This is a genomic window from Streptomyces alfalfae (assembly GCF_004127445.1).
In the GTDB taxonomy this organism is placed as follows: Bacteria; Actinomycetota; Actinomycetes; order Streptomycetales; family Streptomycetaceae; genus Streptomyces; species Streptomyces alfalfae.
The window spans coordinates 48,022-60,350 of the sequence record NZ_QEXM01000036.1 but is presented as its reverse complement, the minus strand read 5'-3'; the positions used below and the strand labels follow the sequence as shown (position 1 = coordinate 60,350).

At 74.0% G+C, this 12,329-nt stretch carries 10 protein-coding genes; 2 read left to right on the top strand and 8 right to left on the bottom strand.

From position 1 onward, the window contains the following. Positions 1-111: 111 nt before the first annotated feature. Genes DCW30_RS14695 through DCW30_RS14685 form a run of 3 tightly spaced genes read right to left on the bottom strand, consistent with a single transcriptional unit; the run spans position 112 to position 4,237 of the window. The gene (locus tag DCW30_RS14695; protein WP_076683064.1) at positions 112-1,344 is read right to left on the bottom strand and encodes an NAD(P)/FAD-dependent oxidoreductase; all 1,233 of its coding nucleotides are present in this window, start codon (positions 1,342-1,344) and stop codon (positions 112-114) included. Next, positions 1,341-2,777 (bottom strand): FAD-dependent oxidoreductase, encoded by a 1,437-nt coding sequence (locus DCW30_RS14690; protein WP_076683066.1) that lies wholly within the window; start codon positions 2,775-2,777, stop codon positions 1,341-1,343. The genes DCW30_RS14695 and DCW30_RS14690 overlap by 4 nt, the downstream gene beginning before the upstream one ends. After that, positions 2,774-4,237, bottom strand: coding sequence for an FGGY family carbohydrate kinase (locus DCW30_RS14685; protein WP_237283322.1), 1,464 nt, complete (start codon positions 4,235-4,237; stop codon positions 2,774-2,776). Before DCW30_RS14685 ends, DCW30_RS14690 begins: the two co-directional genes overlap by 4 nt. 257 nt (positions 4,238-4,494) lie before the next feature. Between DCW30_RS14685 and DCW30_RS14680 the strand changes: the two genes are divergently transcribed. Both DCW30_RS14680 and DCW30_RS14675 read left to right on the top strand, forming a co-directional pair. Next, positions 4,495-5,487: a hypothetical protein gene (locus DCW30_RS14680; protein ID WP_076683067.1), complete on the top strand. Its 993-nt coding sequence runs from the start codon at positions 4,495-4,497 to the stop codon at positions 5,485-5,487. Between the two features lie 49 nt (positions 5,488-5,536). Further along, positions 5,537-7,063, top strand: coding sequence for an amino acid permease (locus tag DCW30_RS14675; RefSeq protein WP_076683069.1), 1,527 nt, complete (start codon positions 5,537-5,539; stop codon positions 7,061-7,063). A gap of 12 nt (positions 7,064-7,075) precedes the next feature. Here DCW30_RS14675 and DCW30_RS14670 read toward each other — a convergent pair whose 3' ends face one another. The 5 genes from DCW30_RS14670 to DCW30_RS14650 form a co-directional block, all read right to left on the bottom strand. Beyond that, complete coding sequence (locus DCW30_RS14670) at positions 7,076-7,630, bottom strand: GNAT family N-acetyltransferase (RefSeq protein WP_076683071.1); 555 nt, start codon at positions 7,628-7,630, stop codon at positions 7,076-7,078. 31 nt (positions 7,631-7,661) lie between these two features. Then, complete coding sequence (locus DCW30_RS14665) at positions 7,662-8,396, bottom strand: SDR family NAD(P)-dependent oxidoreductase (RefSeq protein ID WP_076688581.1); 735 nt, start codon at positions 8,394-8,396, stop codon at positions 7,662-7,664. 338 nt (positions 8,397-8,734) lie between these two features. Further along, positions 8,735-10,099 carry a radical SAM protein gene (locus tag DCW30_RS14660; RefSeq protein ID WP_076683073.1) on the bottom strand — a complete coding sequence of 455 codons (1,365 nt, stop codon included), beginning with the start codon at positions 10,097-10,099 and terminating at the stop codon, positions 8,735-8,737. A 172-nt stretch (positions 10,100-10,271) separates the two neighbouring features. Then, a complete protein-coding gene (locus DCW30_RS14655; protein WP_076683075.1) occupies positions 10,272-11,285 on the bottom strand; it encodes a Gfo/Idh/MocA family protein in 1,014 nt (337 codons plus the stop codon). Further along, a complete protein-coding gene (locus DCW30_RS14650) occupies positions 11,282-12,298 on the bottom strand; it encodes a Gfo/Idh/MocA family protein (RefSeq protein WP_076683077.1) in 1,017 nt (338 codons plus the stop codon). Before DCW30_RS14650 ends, DCW30_RS14655 begins: the two co-directional genes overlap by 4 nt. Positions 12,299-12,329: the final 31 nt, after the last annotated feature.

The following is a 12,329-nucleotide window of genomic DNA, read 5'->3' as shown; positions in this document are numbered from 1 at the left end:
GCTATTAATTAGCGCTGCTAGTTTTGGAGTGTAGGCGTCGGACGGGAACCGGGGAAGGGGTCACCGTCCTGCCCGGCCCCGCTTCCCCCCTCGTGGCGCGGAGGAGGGCGGTCAGCCGCGGCCCGCCGAGAGCGCGATCAGCACGGCGCCGCCGCGCGGGTCCACCCTGCCGGTCCACTGGCCCGGCACGCGGAAGGGTCGGTTCGGCACCGCCGGGCGTCGGCGGCGGGCGCGGAACAGCTCCCTGCCGTCCTGCGTGACCGTCAGCCTCGGGGACGGGACGAACTCCGTGACCCGGAGCGTGAAACCGTCGTCCGGCTCGTCCACCGTCAGGCGGTTGGGGGCCGCCCAGGCGAGCGGGGGCGTGACCCGGACCGGCACCGCGGCCGGGGGCCAGTCGCCGTCGAGGAGGTGGCGCAGCACCGCCGCCGAGGCGAGGGAGCCCTCGTGCGCGGCCGTCCGCGCCGGTTCGACGGCGTGCAGCACGTTGCCCACCGCGAAGACCCCGCGGTGGGCCGTGCGGAAGGCGCTGTCGACCGCGGGGCCGCGCGTGCCCGGGTCCATGGTGAGGCCGCCGCGCCGGGCCAGTTCGTGGTCGGGGACGAACTCGCCGGTGAAGACGACGGTGTCGCAGGCGAGCCGCGCCGTCCTGCCGTCCCTGTGCCGCAGCAGCACCCCCGAGAGGCGGCCGCGCCCGAGGAGTTCGGTGACGGTGGCGTCCGTGAGCAGCGGGACGCCGTGCCGCAGCCGGGCGTCGGCGGCGCGGGCGCGCGGCGCCTGGTGGCGCGGGTGCCCGGTGACCAGGGCGGCGACCTCGACGCCCGCCTGCCGCAGGGTGTCGAGGGCGGCGAAGCTCACCGGTTCCGCGCCGACGACGACGGCCCGCGTGCCGATGTGCTGCCCGTGGCGGTGGAAGGACCGCTGCAGCTCGCCCGTGGTGAACACGCCCGCGGGCCGGGTGCCCGCCACCAGGCGGGCCGCGCGCGGCCGTTCGCGGGCCCCGGTGGCGAGGACGACCGCGCGGGCGGTGATGCGTTCGAGGCCCCGGGGGCTGGTGGCGTCCAGGGTGAGCGGGCTCGCCCACCCGGTGACGCTGACCCCGGTCCGCAGCACCGCGCCCGCGTTCACGGCCGCCGTCACACAGCGCTCGGCGTACTGCGGTCCGGTCGTCCCGAAGCGCCCGAAGCCCCTGTTCGGGCAGTGCCGCGGGGCTCCGCCCGCCTCCTGGTCGCGCTCCACCACCTCGACCTCGCCCACGCCGGCCGCGGCGAGCCCCGCGGCGGTGGCGAGGCCGGCCGGGCCCGCGCCCACCACCAGGACGTCGACGAACCGCTCCACGCTCATCGGGACACCGGCCCTTCGCCGCCTTCGAGGAGTGCGCGCACCTCGGCGCCGCAGAAGAACCCCTGGCAGCGCCCGCCGCGCGCCCGGGTGCGCCGCCGCAGTCCGTCCAGGGAGACGGGCGGCACCGTCGAGGCGAGCGCGTCGCGGATCTCGCCGCGCGTCACGCGCTCGCAGTGGCAGACCACGGCGCCGTACGCGGGGTCGGCGGCGATGAGGTCGGCGCGCTGGTAGGGGCGGGGGAAGGCCTCGCCGATGGCGGGCATGCGGACGGGGTCCGGTTCGCCGGCGTCCTTCAGGTCGAGACCCACGTCGCCGAGGAGTCCGGCGACGTGTTCCGCGAGGGCGAGGGACGCGGTGAGGCCGGTGGAACGGATGCCGCCGACCGTGACGCAGCGCTGTTCCTTGTGGGCGCTGATGCGGTAGTCCTCGTGCTCGGTGGCGGCGCGCAGCCCGGCGTAGACGGCGGTGACCTCCTCGTCGAGGAGTGCGGGGAGGATGCGCCGGCCCTTCTCGCGCAGTCCCGCGATGCCCTCCTCGGTCGATCCGGTGGCCGTCTTGTCGTCGAGGTCCTCGGCGGTGGGGCCGAGCAGGACGTTGCCGTACACGGTCGGGGCCACCAGGACGCCCTTGCCGAGCGCGGTGGGGACGGGCAGCAGGATGTGGCGGACGAGGCCGCGGGCGAGCTTGTCGAAGACGAGGAGCTGGCCCCGGCGGGGGGTGACGCCGAAGTCGTCGCGGCCGAGCATGCGGTCGACGGTGTCGGCGTGCAGGCCCGCCGCGTTGACGAGGTACCGGGCGCGCACGACGCCGCGTCCGGTGCGCAGCACGTGCAGCCCCTCCGCCGCGTCGATCCGCTCCACGCGGCAGCCGAGCAGCAGGTCGACGCCCGACCGCACCGCCTGGGTGGCGTACGCGAGAGTGGTCGTCCAGGGGCAGATGATGCTCTCGCCGGGGACGTCGAGCGCGCCGAGGGCGCCGGGGCCGAGGTGCGGTTCCCTGGCCCTGACCTCGTCGGGCCCGATGAGGCGGGCCGCGTCGTAGCCGTTGCGGACCGCCTTCTCCAGCAGGCCGGGCAGCGCCGCCAGTTGCTCGTCGTCCCAGGCGACGAGCAGCGCGCCGACCGGCTCGACGGGGATGCCGGACTCGGCGGCGTACGCGGCGAGGAGCCGCTGCCCCTCGCGGACGAGCCGGGCCTCCAGGGAGCCGGGCACGGCGTCGAAACCGGTGTGCAGGATCGCGGTGTTGGCCTTGGACGTGCCCTCGCCGACGTCGTCCGCCGCGTCCACCACGGCGATGCGCGGGCCGGGGTGCCTGGCCAGCTCGCGGGCGATGGCCGAGCCGACGACTCCGGCGCCGACGACGCACACGTCGTAGGTCACGTCCGGCAGCGCGCCCCGCCGCAGCACCCGCCCGGCGGCCCGGTCCCCGGTCATGCGGGCGTACGTTCCATGAGCGCCGCCACGGCCGCGCGGAAGCCGCCGAGGCGTTCGGCCGCCTCCGCCGCGCCGACGCGGGGTTCGTAGACGGCGGAGGGCCGCCAGGCGGGGACCGCCTCGGAGACGGGGAGGGCGGGATGAAGGCCGACGCGGGCGACGGCCGCCGCGCCGAGCGCCGTGACATCGGGCAGCGCCGAGACCTCGACGGGCCGTTGCAGCAGGTCGGCCTGGGTCTGCATGAGCAGGGCCGAGCGGGTCAGGCCGCCGTCGACGCGCAGACTCGTCAGGGGCTCCCCCAGGTCGGAGGCGACCGCGTCGGCGAGCGAGGCGACCTGCGCGGCGATGCCCTCGCACAGGGCGCGCACCAGGTGCCCCGGGGTGGTGTCCAGGCCGAGGCCGGTCAGCGAACCCCGCAGGTCGCCGCGCCACCAGGGTGCGGCGAGCCCGGCCAGGGCGGGGACGAAGGTGACGCCGCCGGTGTCCGGGACCGCGGAGCCCACGGGGTCGAGGTCGGCGGCGCCCCCGATCACACCGAGGTCGGCGAGCCAGCGCACGGCGGAGGCGGCGGTGTAGACCTGCCCGTCGAGGCAGTAGCTGGTCTCACCGGCGAACCGCCAGGCCACGCAGCCGACAAGACCCGACTCGCTGCGGACGGGCCGCCCGCCGGTCTGGGCGAGCAGGAACGCCCCCGTCCCGTAGGTGCACTTGGCGCTGCCGGGCGCGGTGACGTCCTGGGCGAGCAGCGCGGCCTGCTGGTCGACGAGCAGGCCGGTGAGCGGGAGTTCGGGGCCGAACGCGGTGGTCGTGCCGACGGGTCCGGCGGCGTCGACGACGCGGGGCAGCCGCTCGTCGGCGAGGCCGTAGAGCTCCAGGGCGCGCGGCGACCACGTGACGTCGTCGAGGTCGAGGAGCTGGGTGCGGCCGGCCGTCGCGGCGTCGGTGACGAAGGCTCCGGTGAGGCGGTGGACCAGCCAGACGTCGCTGGTCGTCACCACACCCCGCCGGGTGAGGTGGCGGCGTATCCACGCCATCTTCGGCGCGGCGAAGTACGGGTCGAGGGGCAGGCCGGTGATCCGGCGCAGTTCCTCCCCGTGCGGCGCGAGCCCGGCGCACACCGACTCGGCGCGGCGGTCCTGCCAGACCAGGGCGTCGGTGAGCGGTTCACCCGTGGCGGGGTCCCAGGCCAGCACCGTCTCGCCCTGGTTGGCGAGCCCCACGGCGGCGACCGGTTCGCCCGCGTCGGCCAGCGCGCGCCTGCCCGCGTCGACGACGGAGGCGAGCAGGTCGGCGGGGTCGGCCTCCACGAGGCCGCCGGGCAGGAAACGGGGCCGCACCTCGGCGGCTCCGGAGCCGATCACCCCGCGCTCCGGGCAGACGACGAGGGCCTTCGTGCCCGAGGTGCCCTGGTCGACGGCGAGCACGGGCCGCCGCTCCGGGGACCGCTCATAGGTGATCACCGCGGCAGACTGCTACAGGCGCACGGAAGGCGTCAAGAGTCCGGCGATCACCGTCAGGACACGCCAAAAGCCGCGTCGGCGCGCCGCGTTGACAGAAGCCGGTCAGAAAAGATCCAGGAAGTGCCCTGCATCCCGAACGGCCGGATCTACACTGTCGCCCGAACAACACCATCAACTTCCGTCATCTTCCGTCAACTGCCGTCACTTAAACCCCAGTTCTCGCACGCTCTCCGCCCTCTTCCCCCAACAGAGGTCTCATGCCCATGCCGCTGAGCCGCCCGGTGTATCACCCGGCGGGCCACGACGAAGCGCTGCGCGCGGTGCTCCAGGACCTCCGGGCAGGCCGCTGGGTCTCCACACGCAACCTGCTGACCGAGACGCCCGACTGGGGGCTGTGGACACAACGCACGCAGATACTGGCGGCCGCCGTCGCCGGCTCCGACGTGGTGCGCGCCTGGCGCGCCGAGGAACCGCACAGCGCGTCGGCGGCCGTGCTGCACACCCGTGTGCTCGTGGAGCGGGCCCTGCGCGCGCACCGCGCGGGGCACCGTCAGACCAACGACCTGTGGCGGGACGCGGTCGGCGCGTGCAGCACCGCGGCCGCGCTCTCCCCCGAGGACCCGGTCCCCTGGATCTGCCTGCTCTCCCTGGCCCAGCTCGACGAGGGCCAGCGCTGGGACGAGCACCGCGTGGCGCCTCCCGAGCCGATGCTCTTCCCCGGCCCCTGGCAGCTGCTCGCCGAGGCGGACAAGCGCGACCCGGGCAACCGCGAGGCCTACCACCGGATGCTGCAGTTCGTGTACGCGCGCCGGTCCCGGGGCCCGCTCACCGAGGCGTACAACTTCGTGCAGTGGGCCTCGGCCTCCGCCCCCGCGGGCTCACCGCTGCACCTGCTGCCGCTCTACGTACGCGTCGAGCGCTACCGCAGGGAGTCCGGCAACGAGCGCGCGCTCGACCTGCACTGGATCTCCGAGGACGCCACGCGCGGCGCGCTGCGCGCCCTGGAGCTGTGGTTCGACCACACCCGGCCCGGCACGGCCTCGCTCCTCGACCTCAACCACCTGGCGCACGCGCTCTGGGGCGCCCACCAGTTCCACGACGGCCTCCGGGTGTTCAGGGCGCTCGACCCGTTCTTCACGACCGTGCCGTGGACGTACCGCACCCACTCCCCCGGCGACGCGGACGCCGCCGCCGAGGTCTTCGTCCAGGCCCGCGCCCGCTGCCTCGCGGCATCCCGCGGACCGGGGTAGGCCCGGCCCTCACGCACCCCACCACCGCTCATCCCCCGGAGGTACACCCGTGTCGCGCACCACCTGGTCGTCGAGCTCCGCCCCGGCGCCACGCCAGGACGAGGAACAGAGACTCAGAGACCTCGGCTACCAGCCCGTACTCGCCCGCCGCATGGGCGGCTTCGGCAACTTCGCCATCAGTTTCTCCGTCATCTCCATCCTGTCCGGCTGCATGACCCTGTACGGCTTCGGCCTCGGCACCGGCGGCCCCGCCGTCATGCTCTGGGGCTGGGCCGGCGTCGGCCTGATGGTTCTCTTCGTGGGCCTCGCGCTCGCCGAGGTCACCAGCGCCTACCCGACGTCGGGCGCCCTGTACTACATGGCCGACCGGCTCGGCGGACGCCGCTGGGGCTGGTACACGGGCTGGCTGAACCTGCTCGGCCTGCTCGGCGCCATCGCGGGCATCGACTACGGCGCCGCGCTCTTCACGGGGGCGTTCTTGAACCTGCGGTTCGGCTTCACGCCGACACCGGAGAAGACCTTCCTGATATTCCTGTGCATCCTGTTCCTGCACGCCGTGCTCAACCTGTTCAACGTCAAGCTGGTCAGCCTCCTCAACTCGATCAGCGTGTGGTGGCACGTCGCGGGCGTCACCGTCATCGTGGGCGTCCTCGCGATCGTGCCCGACCACCACCAGTCGCCGTCGTTCGTCTTCGGCGAGTTCGTCAACGACACCGGCTGGGACAACCCGCTCTACGTGACGGCGATCGGCCTCCTCCTCGCGCAGTACACGTTCTGCGGGTACGACGCGTCCGCGCACCTCTCCGAGGAGACCTCCAACGCCTCGGTCTCCGCGGCCCGCGGCATCGTGCGCGCCATCTGGGCGTCGTGGATCGCCGGTTTCGTGCTGCTCGCCGGGCTCACCTTCGCCATCCAGGACTACGTGGGCACGCAGGAGACCGCCACCGGGGTGCCGCCCGCGCAGATCATGATCGACGCGATCGGCGAGTCGGGGGCCACGGCCCTGCTGCTCATCGTGATCGTCGCCCAGCTCTTCTGCGGCAACGCCGAGACCGCCGCCGCGAGCCGCATGGTGTTCGCCTTCAGCCGCGACAACGCCCTGCCCGGCTCGGCGATCTGGCGCAAGGTCAGCTCCCGCACCCAGGTGCCGGTGCCCGCGGTGTGGCTCTCGGTGGGCCTGGCCGCGGTGATCGCCCTGCCCTCGCTGTACTCCACGACCGCGTACACGGCCGTGACCGCCATCAACGTCATCGGCATCACGCCCGCCTACGCCATCCCGATCTTCCTGCGGCTGCGCGCGGGCGACCGCTTCGAGCAGGGGCCCTGGAACCTGGGCCGCTGGTCCAAGCCCGTCGGCTGGATCGCGGTCGTCTGGGTCGCCTTCGTGACGGTCCTGTTCTGCCTGCCGCAGGCGTCGCCGGTCACGGTCGACTCGATGAACTACGCGTCGATCGCGCTCGCCGCGGTGCTGATCCTGGCCACCGTGTGGTGGTTCGTGGCACGGCGCTCGTACAGCACGCCGCAGGCGTACGGCTCGGACCGCGAGCAGGCCGAGGTCGCGGAGAACATCGTCTGAGCGGGCGTTCCGCTACGCGGGGCGGTCGTTGAGCGTCAGCTCGAAGAGCCGGTGGTCGCGCCAGGCGCCGTTGATGTACAGGTGCCTGCGCGCGATCCCGTACTCCTCGAAACCGCACTTCAGCAGCACGTGCTGGGACGCGGTGTTGTGCAGCATGGCGCCCGCCTCCACCCGGTGCAGATCGAGTCGGCGGTCCGCCTCGGCGCAGACGTGCCGCGTGGCGGCGGAGGCCAGGCCCCGGCCCTGGTACTCGGCGTCGATCCAGTAGCCGAGGTTCCCCCTGCGGGCCGGGCCGAGCACGATGTTCGACAGGGCGGCGTGCCCGACGACCTCGCCGCCGGAGACCAGCACCCAGTGCGCGGACCGCCCCGCCGCACCCTCCGCGAGCTGCTCCCGCACCCGCTCGGCCTGCCCCTCCTCGGTGTAGAAGGCCTCCGGGCGGTCCGGGTCCCAGGGGGCGAGGTGGGCCCGGTTGCGCCGGTAGGCACGGGCGAGGGCGGGGGCGTCGTCGAGGACGACGGGACGTATCAGCACACCCGTGGCGAGCACGGCCTCTCCGGGAACCATGCGTTCAGCGTACGAGAGCCCCGGCCGGGCGTCAGCGGCCGCCGGAGACCTTGAGGACCGTGCCCGTGGTGTACGAGGCGTCGTCCGACAGCAGCCACGAGACGGCTCCCGCGATCTCCTCGGGGCGGCCCGAGCGGCCCATGGGGATGCCGGACGCGAGCTTCGCGGGGCGCTGGGGGTCGGCGTGGAACTCCGTCCAGATGACGCCGGGCGCCACTGCGTTGACCCGGATGCCGTCGGCGGCGACCTCCTTGGAGAGGCCGACCGTCAGGGTGTCGACGGCGCCCTTGGCCGCGGCGTAGTGGACGTACTCGCCGGGGCTGCCGAGCGTGGCGGCCACCGAGGAGATGTTCACGATGGCGCCGCCGCCGTTCGCCGTCATGTCCCGTACGGCGCGGCGCGCGCAGAGCAGGTACCCGAGGACGTTGACCTCCAGGGCGCGGCGCATCCCCTCGGCGTCGGCCTCGGCGAGGGGGCCGACGGGGCCGCTCACCCCGGCGTTGTTGACGAGGCCGGTGACCGGGCCGAGCCGCTCGGCCGCGGTGTCGAAGAGGCGCTCCACGTCCGCCTCGGCGGCGGTGTCGACCTGGACGGTGACGCACCGCCGCCCGGCGGCGCGGACCGACTCCGCGGTCTTCTCGGCGGCGGCCTCGTCGGAGCGGTAGCCGATGACGACGTCGTGGCCGTCCTCGGCGAGGCGGGCGCTGATGGCGGCGCCGATGCCGCGGCTGCCGCCGGTGACGACGGTGACGGGGGTGTGCTGCACGGGGGCCTCCGGCCTGGTGTTCACTGTGTCGCGCCGCGGAGCATCCTACGGCTCCTGGCCCCTGGGCCCGGGGGGCGCTGGGCCTGGGCCTGGGGTGCCCTGGGTCTGGGCCCCGGTGGGGCCCTGTCCCTGGGCCTGGGGTGTTCCCTGTTCGCCGCTTCGCGGCGGGTCTCCCACCCACCCGCCCGTTACCCGGCGGTCAGGCCCCCCGGTCGGCAGGCGCTCGATCCGGAGTATCAGGCGGGTGGGTGGGAAAGATCGCCGCGAAGCGGCGGGGAGGGGATACTCCCGGCAGCCAGGAACGGGCCCCCCTGGGGGGGGGCAGCCGCCCCGGAGGGCTACCCCCGAGGGGAGGCGATCGCGTCCTCGGGGGCCGCCGCCTCCGCGGGGAGGCTGTCCATGAAGCTGCTCACGGAGAAGACCGCGTTGCCGGGCCCGGCAGGCCCGTACCCGGGAGGCGAGGAGAGCCCGTTGGCCTCCATCGTGGCCCGGTAGGCCTCAAGGAGCCGGACGTGGTACTCCAGCGGCGCACCCTGCGGATTCGCCTTCCCGAGCGGCGTAGTCGGCTCGGGACACCACGTGGTGAACCGCGGCGTGATGCCACGCGACATGAAGTACTGCAGCCCCTCCACCGTGGAGTCGATCGCCTCGTCGACCGTCTTGAAGCCGAACGGCTCCGCCATCTCGACGCCCGCGACGAAGTTCGGGATGACGTTGCGGGGCCCGAAGACCTCCGCGGAGTCCAGGATGCGGCGGTGCCACTCGTCGCGCCCGACGTAGCGCTCCTTGCCGGGGCAGTACCGCTCGAAGAGGTACGGGTCCCACACCTCGTAGTTGGGGTGGTAGATCCGCACGCCGTAGTCGTGGAAGCGCTGCACGTCGGCCTTGGGCAGGGCCTGGGCGACGACCTTGCCGATCCAGCGCCCGGGGAAGCGCTCCTCGATGGCCTTGGCGTACTGCCCGTAGAAGTCGGCCTCGTCCTTGCCCTGGAGCCGCGTGGTGATGGCGCCGCCGGTGAGCGTGTACGCGGTGGAGGACTTGTTCGTGTCGTACTTGTCGATGATGGCGAGGGCTTCGAGGACCTCGTCCATCGGCTTCACGCCCGTGTAGGGGCGACCCGCCGCCTTCTGCTGGCGCCAGTTGTGGTTGATGTCGCAGTACTGGCACTCCTCCTTGGCGCCGAAGTACTGGCAGACGCGGAAGACCGTCAGGTAGATGAGGTAGCCCCACTGGATGGTGGGTGCGACCTCCATCACGGACTTGCCGTTCTCCAGGGTGTGCCGGTAGTAGTCCGGCATCGGCGGCAGGCCCACGTCGGAGATCCGGGCGCCGTCGAGGTAGAGGCCGAGCACGCCGTTGTCGTCGGCGGCGACCCGGTAGGGCGAGGCGGGGTTCACGCGGACGGAGACGACGGTGCGGCGCAGCTCGTAGGGGCCGCCGGTGAGGACGATCTCCTCGGGCGGGCGGCGCAGGGCGGCGGCCCCCAGCTCGGGGAGCGTGCCGTGGTCGAAGGAGAAGATGAAGTACGACTTCGGCTTGACCTCGCCGGAAGCCTCATTGGCGGTATCACTGAGCGCCGACTCGTCGAAGGCCATGCCGCCGCGCAGCAGATCCTCCTTGATCACGGCTTCCCGCGGCACGTGCGGGAACCGCTCCATGAGTGACTCGATGAGCTCGGTACGGCTCTCGCTGCGGGTGGTCATGGACGGGGCACCTCGGATCCGGTCGGTCGGTCTGTCCCGTCCACGCTAATACCCTCGCGATCGCGCCCGGACCCGACTCCGGTCCGAGCCGCGCTCCCCCGCGGGGCTAGGCTGCGGGAGACGTGCCGTGAAACGACCGGCCCCCGCCCCCTGCCCGTCCCCGCCGGCCCCCTCAGCCGACCGCCACCGGCGCCCCGCTCTCCGCCGACGCGTACGCCGCCGCGACCACCCGCAGCGTCCGGAGGCCGCCCTCGCCGTCGGCCACGTCGATGCCGCCCTCCTCGGGCCCGTACAGGAAGGCCCGGAGCATCAGCTCGTCCAGGTCGGCGCCGAAGGGCAGCTCGGTGCCGCGCCCCCGGCGCTCGTCGAAGCCGTGCACCTTCTGGTCGAAGGCGTCCATCTCCAGGGTGGCCCGCTCCCCGACGACGGTGAGTTCCAGGCCGCCCCAGGAGTGGTGCGAGCGGGGGTGGGACCAACTGCAGTCGATCGTGGCGACGGCCCCGTCGGAGTAGGTCACGCTGACGAGCCCGGCCGTCTCGACGGCGACCTCGTCCGCGTGCAGGAGGTTGTTGGTCTGCGCGTACACCTCGACGGGCCGTGCGTCGCCGAAGAGGTCGTCGAGCAGGTCGGCGATGTGCACGGTGTGGTCCATCAGCGCCCCGCCGCCCGACAGCTCGGGTTCGGCGAACCAGCGCCGGGCCCGGTTGGGCATCGAGCCGTTGTTCGCGCCGGACACCGCGAGCACGCGGCCCGCCTCGCCCGAGGCGACGGCCGCCTTCACGGCGGCGTACGCGGGGCTGAAGCGGACCGGGAAGGCGACCGCGAGCCGCACCCCGGCGGCGCGGCAGGCCTCGACCATCGCCTCGCCGTCGGCCACCGAGGCGGCCAGCGGCTTCTCGCAGAGCACGGACACGCCGTGCAGGGCGGCGCGCTCCACGAGCGGGCGGTGGCGGGCGTTCTCGGAGCAGACGATCACCGCGTCGGGGCCCCAGGCGAAGGCCTCCTCGTACGTCGGCGCGTACGCGACCCCCACCTCGTCGGCGAGGGCCCGGCCCCGCACCTCCCCGGGGGCCGCGAGGTCCTGGTCGGGGTCGCTGCCGATGACCTCGACGCCCGGCATGCGGGAGAGCAGCCGCAGATAGCCTGCCGCGTGGACGTGGGCGAACGACAGGACGGCGACCTTCATCGCGCTGCCTCCTCGATCTCGATGACGCGGCCGGTGCGGCTGGACTCCACGGCGGCCTCGGCGATCCGCACCGCTTCGACGCCGTCGCGGGTGCTCACCCGCGGCTCGGGTCCGCCGAGCCGCCAGGAGGCGACGAAGTCGCGCAGTTCGGCGAGGAAGGGGCTCTCCGTCATGGGGCTGGTCGGTATTCCCTCGTTCGCGGCGCGCACCCCTTGCGCGGTGATGCGGAAGCCGGGCACGGCCGTGGAGTCGTGGTGCAGCAGCCCGTCGGCCCCCGCGACCCGGAACGTCGTGCGGAACCGCTGGTCGGGCAGGCCCCAGAGCCCGTTGATGTGGCTGACGGCGCCGGAGGCGTGGGTGAGGACGGCGGTGGCCGTGACGACCTCGGCGGGGGTGCGGGTGGCGTGCTCGACGCCGCGGGTGCGGGCGTGCACCCGTATGACGTCGCCGGCGAGCCAGCGGGCGATGTCGATGTCGTGGATCATCAGGTCCATGATCACTCCGCCGGACTGGGCGGGGTCTCCGAACCAGGGCGCCCACTGCGGGCGCGCCCCGCCGCGCGTGAAGCGCAGCACGGCGAGCTCGCCGAGGTCGCCCCTGGCCACGGCGGTGCGCAGCGCCGCGTAGGCGGGGAAGTAGCGCACCACGTGGGCGGGGTGCAGCCGTACACCCGAGGCGACCGCGGCGGCGGCGATCTCCTCGGCGTCGCGGGCGGTGAGGGCGAGCGGCTTCTCGCAGACGACGTGCCGGCCCGCGGCGACGGCCGCGAGGGCGAGTTCCCTGTGGGTGGGGGTGGGGGTGCAGATGTCGACCGCCGTCACCCCGGCGAGGAGGCCGCCGAGGTCGTCGGCGGCGGTCACGGCGTGGCCGCTCTCCGCGTACTCGGCGGCGAGTTTCCGCGCGGAGCCGTCGACGGTGTACACGCTGACGCGGGCGCCGAGCGCCAGCCAGCCGGGCAGGTGGGCGCGGGCGATGCCGCCCGCGCCGAGCATGCCGATGTGGAGCGGTGGCATAGAGGGTGACTGCCTTTCGTAGGGGGCGTGC